Below are 17,031 nucleotides of genomic sequence, written 5' to 3'. Positions count from 1 at the left end.
AACATACTTCGATTTACTACAGATTATCCTCCAACGATCACCAGATATTCTTTCAATGCGCAGCTTGCCGCGCGTCCTCGTCCAAAAGAACTCATCTGATGTTGAAAGGACAATAGGAGTGAAATTGACATAAAACAAATAGATAGATTTTTTGAGGGCATCTGAAAATCAGATGACTGACCATCTGAAATTGCTTCGGCTTTGAGCATGTCTGCGCTCGATATGGTTGCGTCAGACACCACGCGTCTGAAGAAACCATTCCGATCTTGGTTGCGGGAAACTGTCAGTCGATTTCGACCTGAGCAGTGGCAAAGGGGATCGCCGGATTGGCCGCGATGAATTCCCCGAGCGCGGGTTGCCCACAGAAGACGGGAAGAACCGCCTTTGGCCGGACCTGGTCGACCAGCCAAGCGACATCGCTTGCGCGCGGATGCACGTTCCAGCGGATGAACTTCGCCCTCCTCTCTGACAACAGCTTCTTACCGGGCGTGTCGTCGGCAACGTGGCCGGTGAAGACGATATGGGCAGTGCCGTCGACGGCAAAGCGGGATGCAAGGGGCTCGGCAACGCCGCTGCCGGCATCGGCCGTCGCCGCGATCATGACACCGCCCTGCACTGACGTCTCTGTCAACTCGCCGGCCTTACCAAGCATGTCATAGAGCCGCCGCTTGCCTTCCTCGGACACCTCTCCTGCCTTGCTCTCGATGAGCCTGGCGGCGATGCCGCGATGAGCCTTGCAGATGGAAATGTCGACTCCCGCTTCTGCGAGCAGAACGGCGACGTCAAGGCCCCTGCCCGCCGGCGGCATCGGCAGCAGCAACGGGCCTGTGGCGGCCTCATCCAAGATCTGGCGAACACCGTCCGTAAGCGGCGCATCGTAATCGCCGTAGGAGGCATCGCAGATCAGCACGACAGCAGCCGGCGGCGGATCGAAATCGTAGAGCTCGCTTTCGAGCGTCCAGTCGCCGGTATAGAGAACGCCACCCTCGCCGCCAATCCGCATCCAGATGCCACCCGGCGCGTGCGAAGCGCGACCCGTCTCCACCTTCACATCGAGAATCTCTGTTGTGCCGCGCAAGGGCAGGTCGCGGGTTGCATCGAGTGCCGGATGGCCGACGATCTGTCGGACCATCGCTGTGGCGTAGACGGGAGGCGCGCCGATCTCTTTCAGGAGATGCAGCGCGCCGACGTGGTCCTTATGGCTGTGGCCGATCAGGACGGCATCGATCCTGCCCAGCCCTGAGACATCCGGATAGACGCCGGTTTCCGGACCCTCTCCGAGATCGAGAAGAAAGCGTCGGTCGGAAATCTCGACCAGGAAGCAGGCGGGCGTCTTGCCGCCGTAACCGGAAATCGCCTGAACTTTCATAACGCTGCTTTCATGGCGCTCAATCTTCGATGACGCTGCCGCGGCGCAACAGCCCGAGCAGGCCGAGCGGCAGGAGCGTCGTAATCACGATGGCTATAAAGGCCATTGCCATGCCGAGACCGATCGAACCCTGCTCGAATTGCCGCCAGATGAAGGTCGCGATCGTCTGCATGCCGACAGGAGCAACGACGACGGAGGCGACAAGTTCCCTCGAGGCCAGCGCGAAGACGAGAAGCATGGACGAGGCAAGGCTCGGCAGGACCAGCGGCAGCATGATGCGGCGAAAGGCGGTCAGGCTGTCTGCGCCGCAGACGCGCGCGGCCGCCTCCAGATTGTCGCCGATCTGCTGGAAGGCCGCCGTCGTGTAGCGCACCGGCTGCGGCAGGAGGATGCAGCAATAGGCAAGCAGCAGGATGAAGCCGGTGTTGTAGGGCGTGAACGGCAGCCCCGGCATGTTCCAGGCAAGAATCAGCCCGACCGCAACGACGATACCCGGCAGCGCATTCGGCAGGATGGTCATGATGTCGATCGCCGTGCGCCCTCGGATTTTCGTCTTCACCACTGTATAGGCTGCAGTGACGCCGATCAGCCCGGTGATCAGCGCCGTGCCGATGCCGAGCGAGAAACTGTTCACCAATGCGCCAAGCGCACCGGCACTGTTGCCGAAGACCGACATGAAATTGGCGAAGCTGACATTGTCGAGCGCCAGCCCGCCCGAAATCGTCCGCGATAATGCGGTTGCGAGGATAGCCAGCAGCGGCACGCCGGTCGCAAGGAAAGCCACCACCGCAAAGGCGATCAGCACAGGGACCTTCAGGGCGCCGAGCGGGCGCTTGTCCTTTGCCTGCGGCTTGCCGCCGACGGTCTGATAGGAACGCCGCGAAAGAATCCAGTGCTGCAACAGGAAGGTTGCAAGCGACATGGCGACAAGCACCAGGGAGAGGATGGCCGCGCCCGGCAGATCGATCGGCCAATCCGTGACGCGAAGATCGATGCCTGTCACCAGCACCTGAAAACCGGCGCGGCGGCCGAGGGCGGCCGGCGTGCCATATTCCTCGATCGCGGCGGCAAAGACCAGCATCAGGCTGGCGGTCAGGCCTGGTGCCGAAAGCGGCAACGTGATGCGCCAGAAGGCTCTTGCAGGCGTTGCCCCGAAGACGCGGCCGACGTCGGCATAGCGTGCGCCGACAGCCTCGACCGTGCGCGATACCGCGAAATAGACGACCGGAAAGGTGTTGAAGGCCATGACAAGCGTCATGCCGAACAGCGAGAAAAGGGTGGGCGCGAGATTGAAGCCGGCGAGTTGCTGCAGATAGCCCCGCGGCTGCAGCGTCATGATCCAGCCGAGGGTCGCGATATAGGGCGGGATCATGAAGGGCACGAGCAGCAGCACGTCCCAGAGCGGCGCGAGCGGAATTCTGTAGAGTGCCCGGAAAACACCCAGCGGCACTGCGACCAGCGCCGAGGCGAGTACCACGCAACAGCCGAGCAAGATCGTGTTGCCGCCCATCCGGATGAGCGAGTTATCGGCAAGCGTCGCAAAGAGCGGGGAGAAAGGGCTCGCGAACGAGCCCTGTCCGAGATCGGGGAAGATGCCCTGAAGCACCACGGCCACGAAAGGAACGGCAACGACGAGGACGAGACCTGCTGTGGCGAGCCACGCGGCCGGAACCGAGCCGCCGATGCCGTTCGATCGCATAGGCCGTGCCTTACTTCGCGCCGAGCGTGTCGGCGAACTGCTTCAGCGTTTCCTTGCGCTTGCCGTAGACGGCAGCCGTGTCGTACTTCAGCAGCTTGAGATCGCTGATCAGCGGGCGATTTGCCGCGACGTCCGTGCGCGATGGCATCAGCATTTCGCCGGCGACAGTCTTCTGACCTTCGTCGGAGAGCATGTAGTCGATGAACTTCTTGGCGTCGTCCTGGTTTTTCGACCAATTCATGATCATGGCCGGGCGCGGCGCGATGACTGTGCCGGAAGCCGGGAAGACCACTTCGATATTTTCCCCCTTGGCCTTGGACGCGAGCGCGATGTAATCGACGGCACCGAAGACGGCTGCCTTCGCACCCTGCAGAACCGGGTTCAGCGCATCGGCATTGGCGCCGGCAATGATGGCGCCGTTTGCCTTGAGATCCTTGAAAAGCTTCCAGTCATCCTGGCCTGCGAGAGCAGCGGTCAGTTCGAAGGACGAGCCGGACTGAGCCGGGTCCGGAATGTTGACGAGGTCCTTGTATTCCGGCTTCGTCAGATCGGCCCATTCAGAAGGCTTGGGCGTACCGCTCTTGGTGTTCCAGACGATGCCGAGAGCCGAAATGCCCTGAGCGACTGCAGTGTCGGTCTTCAGGAAGTCAGGAACCTTGGCCGCATTCGGGCTGGTGTAGGCAACGAGCCAGCCGCGCTTCGTGAAATCGGTCGCCGTGTCCCAGGAAGCCGAGATCACGACGTCGACGACGGGGTTTGCGGCCTCGGCCTCAATGCGAGCCATAACCTTGCCGGTCGTTGCCTGGAAGACGTTGACCTTGATGCCGGTCTGCTTTGTGAAGCCGGCCGACAGCTTGTCGATCAGACTCTGCGGACCAGCGGTGTAAACGGTGACGTCGGCATGCGCGACGCCGGCCATGAAGGCGGCCGCTGCCAAGCCCAGTGTAATGCTCTTAATGGATTTAAACATTTTCAATTGTCTCCATTTTGGATTTACTGCTCTCATTTGAAAACCAGCGAAGATGAAGGGTGTCGACCCGAAGCCCGACGGTTTCGCCGGCACGAAGCTTGATGCGGCTCAGCACCTGAAGTTCGATCGGTATCCGAGTGGATATCAGGCGGACCGTCGCCATGTGTCCGTCTCCGCGAAATTGCGAACGCAGGACGGTGCCGTTGAGAACCGCATTGGACGGTTCTGCAAGATGAAGGGCATCGATCGGCAGCAACACATGCGTCGTCCCAACCGGAATGCCGCTGCCGGCATGCGGCAGAAGGGTGATGTCGCTGTCTTTGAAAACCCAAAGGTCGTTGCGCCTTTCGATGGCGGCGACACGGCCGAGGCGCAGAAATTCGGCGACCTCCGCGCTCGCCGGCGTATTGATCAGGACATCGGGGCTTGCCAGTTGTTCGATCATGCCCGCGCGCATCACAGCCACCTCGTCGGCAAGCGTCAAAGCCTCATCGTGGTCATGCGTGACGTAGATCGCAGTCAGATCGAGCGTGGAGATGAGCGTGGCAAGCTCACCGACCATGTTTTCGCGGAGCTCGCGGTCGAGATTGGAGAGCGGTTCGTCAAAGAGGATCAGGTCCGGTTCCGCGACGATGGCGCGGGCGATCGCGACACGCTGCTGCTGGCCGCCGGAGAGCTCGCTCGGCCTTCGATCGGCATAGCCGGCAAGGCCAACACGCTCGAGCGCGCGGGTCGTACGGCTCTCGCGTTCCGCCCTGTTGAGGCCACGCATTTCCAGAGGGAAGGAGACGTTGCCGCCGACACTTAAATGCGGCCAGAGAGCATAATCCTGGAAGACCATACCGAGGCCGCGCCGCTCCGGCGGAACGAACGTTCCCTGCTTCGCATCCGCGACCATCTGCCCTGCGATCGCGATCGCTCCCCTGGTCGGCGCCAGAAGTCCGGCGACCAGTCGCAGCAATGTTGTCTTGCCGCAGCCGGAGGGACCGAGAAGGGCAAGCGTACGGCCTTTTTCCAGTGAAAAATCAACGCCGCGCAGCACCGCCGTCCGCCCATAACTGAGCTCCAGCCCTGCTGCGGCAACGGCAGCAATGGGAGCACGGGAGGGGGTGTCCATGGGAAACCGGATGTCGCTTTCTGAAAAAATAAGGCGACATTTAGGCACGCCACATGACAGCTTTGCGACAGTTTCATTTCAGTTCCGTGACATTGGTTGTCACGCAGCCGCAAATGCCAAAATAGTTGCGGCCGCTGTGAATTTCAGCGGCCGCCCAGGCTGTTATCCCTACCTGTTGCTCAGGCGCCGATTGCCTGTTTCACGCGTTCCCGCGTCAGCGGCAGGTCGACCAGTCGTTTGCCGATCGCATTTCGAATGGCGTTCGCGACGGCGGCCGAGGTCGGTCCCTGTGCCGCTTCGCCGGTGCCAAGGAAAGGCTCGCCTGGCCGATCCATCACATGAACCTCGATGCTATCAGGCACGCTTGCAAAGCGCATGATCGGATAGCTCGCCCAATCGGTGCTCGTGATCCGCGTTTTGTCGAAGGTCACGCCTTCATAGAGCGTCCAGCTGATCGATTGCAGGATGCCGCCTTCCGTCTGGTTGCGGATGCCGTCCAGGCTGACTACTTCGCCACTGTCGATAGCCGAAACAGCGCGCAGAACTCGAACGCGTCCGGTTTCCTGCTCGATCTTGAGTTCGAGCGCAATCGCCAGATAGGCTGCGTGGTTTTTATAGCGGGCGAAGGCAAAGCCGCGGCCGTGACCCGCAGGCATTTCACCCTGCCCCCAGCCGAACTTTTCCGCAGCCATCCTTACGACGTCGCTCGCCCGCGGGTCCTGGAGGTGGCGCAGCCGGAATTCCACCGGATCGGCCTTGGCGGCAATGGCGAGTTCGTCCATGGTGCTTTCAATGGAGAAGACATTGGCGTAGGCGCCGAGCCCTCTGAGCGCGGAAACCCGCACCGGCATATCCGGCAGGAAATGCCACAGGACCTTCTTGTTCGGAATGACATAGAGCGGATCGGCATTGCGGTCGCCATTACCAACCGGCGTGATGACCATCTTGGCGGGATCAGGCAGGAATGGATTCTCTTTCAGCTGTGCCGCAAGCAGCGCGCCGGCGCTGCCCGGTCGCGTCGCGTGGGTATTGCTCCAGACATCGAAAGTCCAGTTGTCGATCTTGCCGTTTGCGTCGAGCGAGGCGCGAACCTTGGTTACCATGCCGGGGCCATAGGGCTCCCAGGCATGCTCCTGGTCGCGCATCCACTGGACGCGCACGGGGCGCCCCGGGATTTTCGTGGCGATCAGGGCAGCATCCGCGGCGGCATCGTCCGCCCCGTTATGACCGTAGCAGCCGGAGCCCTCGGTGTGGATGAGTCGCACCTTCTCCTGCGGCATGGCCAGCATCTGAGCAATCGCCTTGCGGTCGGGGAAGACACCCTGCGTATGTGTCCAAACGTCGATCGTTCCGTCATCCTTCATATGGGCGACGCCGCAGGAAGGACCGATAGATGCATGCATCGTGTAGGGCCGCGTGAACATTGCCTCGAAAGTGGCGCCGTTCGGAAAGGCGGGAGCACCCGCTTCGGCCACGGTGCCGACTTCCCGCTCCAAGCTCTGGAGTACCGCCCAAAGGTTCGCCTCGTCGGGCAGGGTTTCGTGCTCGTCCCATTGTGCAGACCGCTGAAGGGCATGCATGGCTTTGATCGCCTGGAATTCCCCTTCGGCAACGACGGCCAGGAAATTGCCGTCCTTGATAACTGAAATGACGCCGGGCATCGCTTCGACACGGGCGGAATCGAGGGATTTCAGTGTAGCGCCGGGGCTCGGCGGCCGAACGACACGGGCGTGGACCATGCCGTCGGGCCTGATATCCTGGACGTAGGCAACGCCACCGGTGACCTTGGCCGGGATGTCGACGCGCTGGACCGGTTGTCCCATGACGGTGAACAGCGCCTGCGGCGTCAGTTTCGATTGCGGCTGGGCCTCGACATGCAGGAACTGGCCGGAAACGAGCTCGCCGTAGCTTGCCGATTTTCCTTCGGGACCGACGATCGCCTTCTTCTCGGCCCTGAGTTTCTCGGCGGGCTGGCCGAAGCGGCGACCGGCCTCGGCAATCAGCAGCTCGCGGACCTGGGCTGCGGCGTTGCGGATCGCGGTGCCGCTGTTCTGCATCGACTGGCTGCCGGCAGTAAAGCCTTCATCAGCCGTTCTGCCGGTATCGGCGGTGACAAGCGTGATGTCGTTCGGCTGTAACTTCAGCTCTTCCGCCGCCACCTGGATCAGCGCCGTGCGGATACCTTGTCCAAGTTCCGCCTTGCCGGTGAAGACGGTGATCTCGCCACTGGAATCGATTTTGATCCAGGAATCGAGGAAGCGGTCGTCATCAAGGCTTCCCGGCAGTTTGGGCGGTTCGGCCGCCGTCGGCGGCTGGGTCGCCTCCTGTCCGAAGGCTTGTGCGGCGGAGAATGCGACGACAATGGCGCCTGTTCCGACAAGCAGGCTCCTGCGGGTGATCTCTTCTTTCATGAGGTTGTCCATCAGCCTGCGCTCCTGTTCGAAGCCGGCAATTCGGCCGATTGCATGAGCTCGCTCGCACGCTTGATCGCTGCGATAATGCGCATATGCGTGCCGCATCGACAGAGATTGGTACGCAGCGCCGTGCGGATTTCATCGTCGCTCGGCTTGCTGCTCTTTTTCAGGAGCGCAGCGGCACTCATCATCATGCCGGCAATGCAATAGCCGCATTGCGCCGATTGCTTTTCGATGAAGGCTGCCTGAATGGGTCCGGGATTATCGATCGTGCCGAGACCTTCCACGGTCGTGACTTCCCTGCCCTGAATAGCAAGAAGAGGTGTGACGCAGGAAAGAACGGCGGCCCCGTCGACCAAGACGGTGCAGGCGCCGCATTGTCCGAGGCCGCAGCCGAATTTCGCTCCGTTGAGCTCAAGATCGTTGCGCAGAACATAGAGAAGCGGCGTATCCGGTTCCGCCTCAATCTGGTGGCTTTGTCCGTTGACACTGAGCGATATGGTCATTTCTGCTCCTTCGCGCCGACGTTGAGCGGCGCCCTTTCAATGCCGTCGGATGGGCGGACGGCGACGAAATGTTCGCCGGACCGCGTTCGGCTGACGAGGCCGGTCAGATCACCCCACGGCTCCTGGTCGGTGAAGCGCTTCCGCAGATAGGTAAGCAGGTCCGCGATCTGCTGGTCGTTCAGCGCATTGCCGAAGGCCGGCATGATCGCGCTCGCCGCGCCATCCGCAGGCGGCAGGCCGAACATCGTGACATTGATGATGTTCTGCGGATTGGGCGCATTGACGGCGGTACTCAGATGAAAGTTCATACCGCCATATGGCGGCCGGCCGTTGTCATGACAGTTCGCGCAGGCAGCGCTATAGATCGCGGCTCCTGGCAGCGCGGCAAGTTCGGCAGAGTCCTTGCTCTCGCCATTGGAAACAGGAACCACGTTCGCGTTTCCGTATTGAGCCTTGAGGGTTTCCGCCTTCTGCACACGCTCGGGCGACGGCGAGCCCACGAGGGAGGCGACATAGGTCGCAATGGCATTAACGTCACCGTCGGAGAGGCCGCCGAGATTGCCGGTGACTTCCGCCATCGGTCCGCGCGAAACGCCATGCAGCTCATGCCAGCCGTGGCGCAGATAGAAGGCGAGCGCATCCTTGTCCCATGGCACGGGCGACACGGATTGCGCGTTGATCGCATAAGCCTGCCAGCCTTCCGCCTCACCACCTGCAAAATGCTTGCTGCCATCTTCTGCGCCAAGCTCGTTCCTGGGCGTATGGCAGGCGCCACAGTGGCCGAGGCCCTCGGCGAGATAGGCACCGCGGTTCCACTCATCACTTTGGTTCGGGTCCGCCCGATAGGCGCCACCCTTCAAGAACAGCATCTTCCAGCCGGCAAGAATGGGCCGGACATTGAGCGGGAACGGCAGTTCGTTTTCCGGTGCACTGGCTTTGACCGGTGCACGTGTCATCAGGAAAGCGTAGAGGGCGCGATTGTCCTCGTCGGTCACGCGGGTGAAATGATCATAGGGAAAGGCCGGATAGAGATGGTCTCCCTCGCGATCCACCCCTTCGCGCATCGCGCGCCGGAAAGCCGCCTCACTCCAGCGCCCGATGCCCGTGTCGGGATCCGGCGTGATGTTCGTCGAATAAATCGTCCCGAAAGGCGTCGGCACTGCAAGGCCTCCGGAAAACGCCTCTTTTCCGGGGACCGTATGACAGGCAATACAGTTTCCAACCGCGGCGAGGCTTGCCCCCTCGGCCACCAGATGTGGATCGAAACTTGCATGCTGGCTGGGCTCTTCGGGCGCGATCTCCGAGCGCCATGAGAAGGCGAAGAAAGCGAGGCCGAGGATCAGTATTAAGGTGAGAATAGATGAAAGAAATCGAATGGGGCGCATTGCCGGTATGAACCCTCCAGGCGAACAAACCGCATTAACGATAATGCTCGTGAGCACTGCTCGGTTCCAAAGAATTCGGGGAGACTCTTCTTTTTTCTACAAAAAGTTGACCGGCCGCGAGGCGATGACAGGCATTCCCGCCTCAGCTAAACCCACGGCTGAGACAATTTAGCAAACCGTCGCCGTGCGTTCGACGGCGCCGGGCGGCATTACAGCCGGATGATTTCAGGTCGAATCGCCCTGAAATCTGAATCCGTCTCCAAATTAAAAAGTTAGAGCGGGATGTCGCCCGAAAACCGCGTACACTTTTCGGCATCCCGCTCTAATCGCCTGTCATGTATTTGACGCAAATCTTACTGATATTGCTCTTGGTTTCGTTATCGAGCATCCGCATATTCCGGTTATCCAGCATGGCTTCATGTCCGCCGCGGCAAGGTAGGATATTCCGTTCGATGGAGAGAAAGGATCTCCGTCGGCGATATTGCATGGCAGCAAGGCGCGCATCAGACGCGCAGATATTCGCGAGCTGATGGCACGCTGACCGTTCAGCCCCATCAAAGGGGATAGCTATGACCAAGAATGTTTATCATGTCCTTTTTCTTTCCCGGAGAAATTCCGCCCGAAGCATCCTTGCGGAAGCCATTTTGAACAAGATCGGAAAAGGGCGTTTCCATGCGGTCAGTGCGGCGGTCGACCCGGCGCATGAGATCGAGCCCGAAGTCCTGGATCTCATGCGGATAAACGGCCTGCCTGCAGAGAATGTTCGGCCCAAGCACTATCGCGAATTTGCGGAACACGATGCGCGCGAGCTCGACTTCGTCTTTACACTGAGCGATACGGCCGCCGGCGAGCCGTTGCCCGAATGGCCAGGAATGCCATTGACGGCCCACTGGCGTTCCTCCGATCCGGTTTTAGCCGAGGGAGCCGACTGGGAGAAAAAGCAGGCTTTCGCCCGCGTGATGACTGAACTTGAGCGTCGACTCGGCATCTTCGTCAATCTTCCCTTCGAAGCACTGGACCGAATGAGCTTGCAAAGCAAGATCGACCAGATTGCAGGTTTGAAGCCGGGAACATCAGAATAAAAGGGTGTGCCGATACCTGCACGCGTTTGGCTGAAGCCGATGTAGCCTCCATCAGTATAGCGCCTGGCTTGCGCCGATTTCGGGCTTTGGCATTTCACAACTCTTACGATTTCGCGACGGCCGGTGCGGATGCACTTGACATAGTGAAGAATAAACCAGCGAATTATTCCGACTGGAAAATCGGGTTGAGTGATTATGGGGGCAACAATGATATTATTATTCGCATTTCTAATTGGTATCATCGCGGGTCTGCGGGCGATGACGGCACCCGCTGCGGTCGCATGGGCTGCCTATCTCGGCTGGTTCGATGTCTCGCAGACGCCGCTTGCCTTCATGGGCTATCGCTGGACGCCCTGGATCTTCACACTGTTGGCGATCGTCGAACTCATCACCGATCAGCTTCCCTCCACGCCAAGCCGCAAGGTGCCGATACAATTCGGCGCACGCATCGTACTTGGCGCACTTGCCGGCGGGACAATCGGCGCATCCGGCGGATCGCTCGTCGGCGGCCTTATCGCAGGTATCATCGGCGCCGTCGCCGGAACCTATGGTGGCGCTGCAGCACGCAAGCAGCTTGCAGCGGCATTCGGCAAGGATGCACCCGCCGCGCTCATTGAAGACGTTGTTGCAATCGGAGGCGCGATCTTGATCGCGGCAATCACATGAAGAACTTTGACGCAATCGTCATCGGTGCCGGCCAGGCCGGGCCGTCCCTGGCCGGCAGGCTGATCGAAGCCGGCATGACCGTCGCCGTGATCGAACGCAAGTTTATCGGCGGCACCTGCGTCAACGCCGGCTGCATGCCGACGAAGACCCTGGTCGCCAGCGCCCGCGCGGCGCGCGCCGCGAAGGTGGGGGGCGACTATGGCGTACTGATTGCGGGCGATATCGCGGTCGATATGGCAAAGGTCAAGGCGCGGGCCGAGACGGTCATCATGAATGCCCGCAACGGCCTAACGGACTGGTTAAAAGGAATGAAGGGACTTACGCTGATTGAAGGCCACGCGCGCTTCGAGGACGCCAGGACCATCACCGTCAACGGTGATAAACTCACTGCCCCGCGCATCTTTCTCAATGTGGGTGCCCGGCCCTCCATTCCCGACATGCCGGGGCTTACCGACATCGAATATCTCACCAGTACTTCGATCATAGGGCTTGATCGGCTGCCGCGGCATCTCGCCGTCATTGGAGGCAGCTACATCGGCCTTGAATTCGCACAGATGTATCGCCGTTTCGGTGCCGAGGTGAGCATCGTCGAGCGGGGGCCGAAACTCGCGCCGCGTGAGGACGAGGATATCTCGACGGCAATCGAGGATATTCTTCGTTCTGAAGGTATTGCCGTACACACAAATGCCGATGCTATCGCCTTCGCCAGAAAGGGTGACGGCATCGCCGTCACGGTTGGAGCAGGCAGAGCCGAAATAGAGGCAAGCCATTTGCTGATTGCGACCGGTCGCCAGCCGAATACTGATGACCTTGGGCTTGAGGCCGCCGGTGTTGCGACCGACCAGAAGGGCTACATCACGGTCGACGACACGCTCGCAACCAATGTCGCAGGCATTTGGGCGATGGGCGACTGCAACGGCCGCGGCGCCTTCACCCACACGTCCTACAATGATTTCGAGATTCTCGCCGCCAATCTGCTCGACGGCGAGAACCGTCGCCTGAGCGACCGCATTCTCGGCTACGCGCTCTACATTGACCCACCCCTCGGCCGCGTCGGAATGACGGAAAAGGAAGCGCGCGCGAGCGGCCGCAGGATCGTTATCTCGACCCGGCCGATGAGCCGTGTCGGCCGCGCCGTCGAGAAGGGCGAGACGAAAGGCTTCATGAAGGCGATCGCCGATGCCGACACAAAGCAGATCCTGGGCGCCGCAATTCTGGGCGTCGAAGGCGACGAGGCGATCCACGGCGTCCTGGACGTGATGAATGCCAAGGCTCCTTACCCCGTATTGCAATGGGCCGTACCAATCCATCCGACGGTGTCGGAGCTGATCCCGACGCTGCTTGGCGATCTGAAATAGCGGCAAAGGCAGCGCTCGGAGTGCAAACTCTTCAAGCGCCTTCGGCAACGAAGTGCTGCTCACCGATGTTGACGAGCCTGTTATAGATCGGAACGAAATCCAGCGGCCGGATCGGGCTTCTGATCTCGCGTGCGTTCTCGTTGTAGAGTCGGCGCTCACGGCGCGGATCGGGTACGGGTACGGCTGAAAGAAGCTGCCGGGTGTAATCATGCTGCGGGTTCTCGAAGACCTGCCTGCGCGTGCCGACCTCGACGAATTGGCCGCTATACATGACCGCGACGCGATGGCTGATCTGCTCGACCACTGCCATATCGTGCGAGATGAAGAGATAGGCAATGCCGGTATCGTTCTGGATCTCCTGGAGCAGGTCCAGCACCTGCGCCTGGATCGAGACATCGAGCGCCGAGACGCTTTCATCGGCGATGATGACCTTGGGAGACAACGAAAGCGCGCGAGCGATGGAGATGCGCTGTCGCTGGCCGCCCGAAAATTCGTGCGGATAGCGATCCGCCTGTTCCGGCAAAAGCCCGACGCGGCGAAATAGATATTCGACCCGGTCCTTGAGCTCACGGCCCTTGGCGATTCCATGGATCAGCAGCGGTTCGGCTACGAGATCGCCGACACGGTAGCGCGGGTCGAGGGAGGCATAGGGATCCTGAAAAACCATTTGCACGTCGCGCAGGACCGGCTTCATCGCGGCGCGCGAAAGGCCGCTCGTCTCGCGGCCCCCCACGCGGATGGAACCCGTCCAAGGGATCAGGTTCATCAGCGCCTTGCCGGTGGTCGACTTGCCGCAGCCCGATTCTCCGACGAGCGCCAGCGTCTCGCCCCTGCGGATCGAAAATGTCAGCCCTTCGACCGCGTGCACACGGCTCACGGGGCGCTGCAGGATGCCGCCCTTGATGTCGAAGCGCACTGTCAGGTCTGCGACATCGATGACGATGTCATCCTTCGGTACTGTTGCCGTCGGCGCAGCAACCACCGCCGCTCTCGCCCGCTTGGGGGCATAGGTACCGTTCATTTCCCCGAGCTTCGGCACGGCGTCGAGCAGCATTTTCGTATAGGGCTCACGCGGGTTGGCGAAAATCTCTCCGACGGCGCCGTATTCGATCGCCTTGCCATCCTTCATGACAAGCACATGATCGGCCATTTCTGCGACGACGCCCATGTCGTGGGTAATCAGGATAACGGAGCTGCCGCGTTCCTTCTGCAGGTGGCGGATGAGGCTCAGGATCTGCGCCTGAACGGTCACGTCGAGCGCAGTGGTCGGCTCGTCCGCGATCAGGATATCGGGCCCCTGAGACAGTGCGATCGCGATCATGACGCGCTGGCGCATTCCGCCTGACAGCTCGTGCGGATACTGGCTGAGCCGGCGCGCCGCATCAGGGATCTGCACCTGGTCTAGCAGACGCCTTGCTTCGGCCATTGCCTCCGCATGGCCGAGAGCCTTCTGTGCAGTGATCGCTTCCGTAAGTTGGCGGCCGATAGTCAGCACGGGGTTCAGTGACGTCATCGGCTCCTGGAAGATCATGCCGATCTCCCTGCCGCGCAGCTTGCGCAGTGCCTCGCCGGAAAGCGTGAAGATATCCCGGCCCTTGAACAGTGCCCTCCCCGAAGCGACGCGAGCGCTCGGCTTCGGCAGAAGCTGCATCAGCGACAGTGCCGTCATCGATTTGCCCGAGCCGCTTTCACCGGCGATGCAGAGCGTCTCGCCGCGCCTGAGATCAAAGCTCAGGCGATCGACCACGGCCTTCGCCCCGGAGGGCGTCGCGACCTGGACGACGAGATCGCGGACAGAGAGAAGTGCTTCGGAAGATGTCTCGGCTATAGCGGTCATAGGCACATTTCAGTTGCGAAGATGATGAGGCCGCATCGAGATGCGACCTCCTGGTTGCGTCATTCGAAGACGATGCGCGGGAAATAGAAGGAGACGACCCAATTCGGCATATCGACGATCTCGCTGATGCGCAGATCGCCGCAGACCGAGCAGAGCATGTAGGCGTCTTCAGCCGAAAGGTTGTACTGCTTGCCGATGAGGTCGATCATGTTCGAGACGGCGGCCTTGGCGCCTCCCATGAGATCCGCGCCGATGCCCGTCGTCACCTCGTAGCCCTTGGCGTCGAGATGACGAGTGACCGGTCCGGGCGTCGTGAAACGCGGCATGGAGAGATTGGCATCCTTCACCAGATCGAGCGTCACGGTGACGTTCATCTGGCTTTCGATCGCAGTTCCGCAAACTTCGCCGTCCCCTTGGGCGGCATGCGTATCACCGATCGAAAACAGCGCGCCTTCAACCTCGACCGGCAGGTAAAGCACCGAACCGGCCGCCAGATCGCGAATATCCATGTTGCCGCCGACACGACGCGGGGGCACGACGGAGTGCAGGCCGGGCTCCGCAAGCGCAAGACCGATGGTTCCCGCAAAGGGCTTCAGCGGTACTTTGCCGTGCTTTCCGTATAGCGCCGGCTCCAAGGTCGACGCGTTGTATTTCCAGAGCAGCAGTGCGGGGTCGGTGAACTGGTCGGCGAGCAGGCCAAAGCCCGGAATGTTCGCCGTCCAGCCAAAGCCTGAGGGCTCGAAATCATGGATTGTCACCTTCACCGCATCGCCGGGCTTAGCCCCGTCGATATAGATCGGGCCCGTCACCGGGTTGACCTTGGAGAAGTCCAGCGTGGAGACGTCCGCAACGGTGCTTTCGGGCTTGAAATGACCGCTGCCGCTGTCCCTGCATTCAAAATGGATCTTCGAGCCTGGCGCCACCTTTTCGACGGGCGGGATCGAACGGTCCCACCCGAAATGATGATGCGCGCCGTGGATGGTATAGTTGCAGTTATTGCACATCTTTGGCGTAAACCTGATCGTAGTGGATGGGGATGTGGACCGGATCGACGAAGATCGCATCCGGACCGCCGAGCCGCTCGGAGCGGATCGTGAAGCGTTGCTCGTTGAAGACCGGCACCCAGGGCGCATCCTTCATGATGTCGGTAAAGATCGAGCGCCAGGCTTCCTCACGCTCCGCCTTCTTGGCCGGATCGACGATCGAGTCGGCCGCCGCAGCACGGGCATCGAGATCCTTGTTGCAGTAGTAGGACCAGTTCCAGCCACCCTTGACCGCGCCCGAGCAGCCGAGGATCGGACCGTAGAAGTTGGACGGATCCGGGAAGTCGGCAATCCAGGCCATGCCGCCCGACCAGATCATCGGCGCCTGATCCGGCTCGCCGCCTGCAGCGATCACGTTCGCCTGGGCAAGCGCCTTGATCTCGGCCTTGATGCCGACGGCGGCGAGATCCTGCTGGATCGCCTGGGCGATACGCGGCTGCGGATCGGTGTTGTAGACATAGAGCTCGGTCGTAAATCCGTCCGGATAGCCTGCGTCGGCGAGCAGCTTCTTTGCTCCCTCGACGTCATATTTGTAACCCGCGTAGTCCTTGGCATATCCCGGCATTGAGGGCGGCAGAGGCTGGTTTGCCGGCACGGCGCGGCCGTTGATGATGCGGATGATGCGCTCCTTGTTGATCGCCATGTTGACGGCTTCACGCACCTTCACATTGTCGAAGGGCTTCATCGTCGTCTTCATGGTGATGTAGCCGGTATGAAGCTGGCCGCCTTCGATGATCAGCTTGGAATAGTTCGGATCGTTCTTGACCTCCAGGAACTTTGCGGGCGGGATTCCGTCGCCCGCAATGTCGACCTCGCCTTTCTGCAGGCGCAGCAGTGCGACCACCGGCTCCTGGCCGATCTCGAAGGTGATCTGATCGAGCTTCGGCAGGCCCTTGTGCCAGTAATCCTGGTTGCGCTCGAAGACGAGCTTCTGGCCGAGCGTCCATTCAGCGAGCTTGAAGGCGCCGGTTCCGACCGGATGCTTGCCGAAATCGGCACCCGACTTCTCGACCTCTTCTTTCGGAACAATCGAGGCGAAGTTGATCGCCATGACGTGCAGGAAGGTCGCATCGGGCCGAGAAAGCTCGATTTTGATTGTGTAGGGATCGACGACCGTGACACCTTCCAGCGTCTTGGCAGAACCGTCGGCCATCTTGTCGAAGCCTTTGATCGAACCGAAGAAGCCGGCACCCGGGCTCTGTGTCTGTGGATTGGTGACGCGGTCAAACGAATATTTGACGTCGTCTGCCGTCATCTCGCGGCCGTTGTGGAACTTCACACCCTTGCGTAGCTTGAAGGTGAAGGTCTTGCCATCTTCCGAGATCGTATAGTCCTCGGCGAGGTCCTTCGCCAGCGTCGACGTTCCCGGCTCGTAGTCCATCAGCCTGTCGAACAGGCTCTTGATCATGGACCAGTTCTGCCAGTCGTAGCCGATCGCCGGGTCGAGCGTCGAGACATCGTCCTTGTAGGTGACGACCATGGAGCCGCCCTGCTTGATGGTGTCTTCGGCATGGGCCAGCCCCAAGCTGGCCGCGGCGATGGCCAAGGCGGCCACTCCGGTTAGAAATCTCTTGCGCATTTGTTC

13 protein-coding genes are annotated in these 17,031 nt (G+C 60.8%); 3 read left to right on the top strand and 10 right to left on the bottom strand.

Annotated features, from left to right (window positions below):
* Positions 1-283: 283 nt before the first annotated feature.
* The 7 genes from AAE029_RS02905 to AAE029_RS02875 form a co-directional block, all read right to left on the bottom strand.
* Positions 284-1,369 (bottom strand): MBL fold metallo-hydrolase, encoded by a 1,086-nt coding sequence (locus AAE029_RS02905; RefSeq protein ID WP_371071281.1) that lies wholly within the window; start codon positions 1,367-1,369, stop codon positions 284-286.
* A 19-nt stretch (positions 1,370-1,388) separates the two neighbouring features.
* Positions 1,389-3,068, bottom strand: coding sequence for an ABC transporter permease (locus AAE029_RS02900; protein WP_371071280.1), 1,680 nt, complete (start codon positions 3,066-3,068; stop codon positions 1,389-1,391).
* A gap of 10 nt (positions 3,069-3,078) precedes the next feature.
* On the bottom strand, positions 3,079-4,038 hold the full coding sequence (locus AAE029_RS02895; protein WP_371071279.1) for an ABC transporter substrate-binding protein: 960 nt from the start codon (positions 4,036-4,038) through the stop codon (positions 3,079-3,081).
* The gene (locus AAE029_RS02890; protein WP_371071278.1) at positions 4,031-5,155 is read right to left on the bottom strand and encodes an ABC transporter ATP-binding protein; all 1,125 of its coding nucleotides are present in this window, start codon (positions 5,153-5,155) and stop codon (positions 4,031-4,033) included. The genes AAE029_RS02895 and AAE029_RS02890 overlap by 8 nt, the downstream gene beginning before the upstream one ends.
* Before the next feature lie 179 nt (positions 5,156-5,334).
* Positions 5,335-7,578 carry a molybdopterin cofactor-binding domain-containing protein gene (locus AAE029_RS02885; protein WP_371071277.1) on the bottom strand — a complete coding sequence of 748 codons (2,244 nt, stop codon included), beginning with the start codon at positions 7,576-7,578 and terminating at the stop codon, positions 5,335-5,337.
* Complete coding sequence (locus AAE029_RS02880) at positions 7,578-8,075, bottom strand: (2Fe-2S)-binding protein (RefSeq protein WP_371071276.1); 498 nt, start codon at positions 8,073-8,075, stop codon at positions 7,578-7,580. The genes AAE029_RS02885 and AAE029_RS02880 overlap by 1 nt, the downstream gene beginning before the upstream one ends.
* Positions 8,072-9,460, bottom strand: a complete 1,389-nt coding sequence (locus AAE029_RS02875; protein ID WP_371071275.1) for a cytochrome c — start codon at positions 9,458-9,460, stop codon at positions 8,072-8,074. The genes AAE029_RS02880 and AAE029_RS02875 overlap by 4 nt, the downstream gene beginning before the upstream one ends.
* 569 nt (positions 9,461-10,029) lie before the next feature.
* Here AAE029_RS02875 and AAE029_RS02870 point away from each other — a divergent pair.
* From AAE029_RS02870 to AAE029_RS02860, 3 genes are all read left to right on the top strand, one after another.
* A complete protein-coding gene (locus tag AAE029_RS02870) occupies positions 10,030-10,542 on the top strand; it encodes a protein tyrosine phosphatase (RefSeq protein ID WP_371071274.1) in 513 nt (170 codons plus the stop codon).
* Between the two features lie 207 nt (positions 10,543-10,749).
* Positions 10,750-11,208 (top strand): DUF4126 family protein, encoded by a 459-nt coding sequence (locus AAE029_RS02865; protein ID WP_371071273.1) that lies wholly within the window; start codon positions 10,750-10,752, stop codon positions 11,206-11,208.
* On the top strand, positions 11,205-12,566 hold the full coding sequence (locus AAE029_RS02860; protein WP_371071272.1) for an FAD-containing oxidoreductase: 1,362 nt from the start codon (positions 11,205-11,207) through the stop codon (positions 12,564-12,566). Before AAE029_RS02865 ends, AAE029_RS02860 begins: the two co-directional genes overlap by 4 nt.
* Positions 12,567-12,597: 31 nt before the next feature.
* On the opposite strand, the gene AAE029_RS02855 is transcribed toward AAE029_RS02860, so the two are convergent.
* Genes AAE029_RS02855 through AAE029_RS02845 form a run of 3 tightly spaced genes read right to left on the bottom strand, consistent with a single transcriptional unit; the run spans position 12,598 to position 17,025 of the window.
* Positions 12,598-14,403 (bottom strand): dipeptide ABC transporter ATP-binding protein, encoded by a 1,806-nt coding sequence (locus AAE029_RS02855; RefSeq protein ID WP_371071271.1) that lies wholly within the window; start codon positions 14,401-14,403, stop codon positions 12,598-12,600.
* Positions 14,404-14,462: 59 nt separating this feature from the next.
* The gene (locus AAE029_RS02850; RefSeq protein ID WP_371071270.1) at positions 14,463-15,407 is read right to left on the bottom strand and encodes an acetamidase/formamidase family protein; all 945 of its coding nucleotides are present in this window, start codon (positions 15,405-15,407) and stop codon (positions 14,463-14,465) included.
* Positions 15,397-17,025, bottom strand: a complete 1,629-nt coding sequence (locus tag AAE029_RS02845) for an ABC transporter substrate-binding protein (protein ID WP_371071269.1) — start codon at positions 17,023-17,025, stop codon at positions 15,397-15,399. Before AAE029_RS02845 ends, AAE029_RS02850 begins: the two co-directional genes overlap by 11 nt.
* Positions 17,026-17,031: the final 6 nt, after the last annotated feature.

The sequence above is a fragment of the Sinorhizobium sp. CB7 genome (genome assembly GCF_041357635.1).
Classification (GTDB): domain Bacteria; phylum Pseudomonadota; class Alphaproteobacteria; order Rhizobiales; family Rhizobiaceae; genus Rhizobium.
The sequence above is the reverse complement of the archived record's forward strand: the minus strand, read 5'-3'. Positions and strand labels throughout refer to the sequence as shown.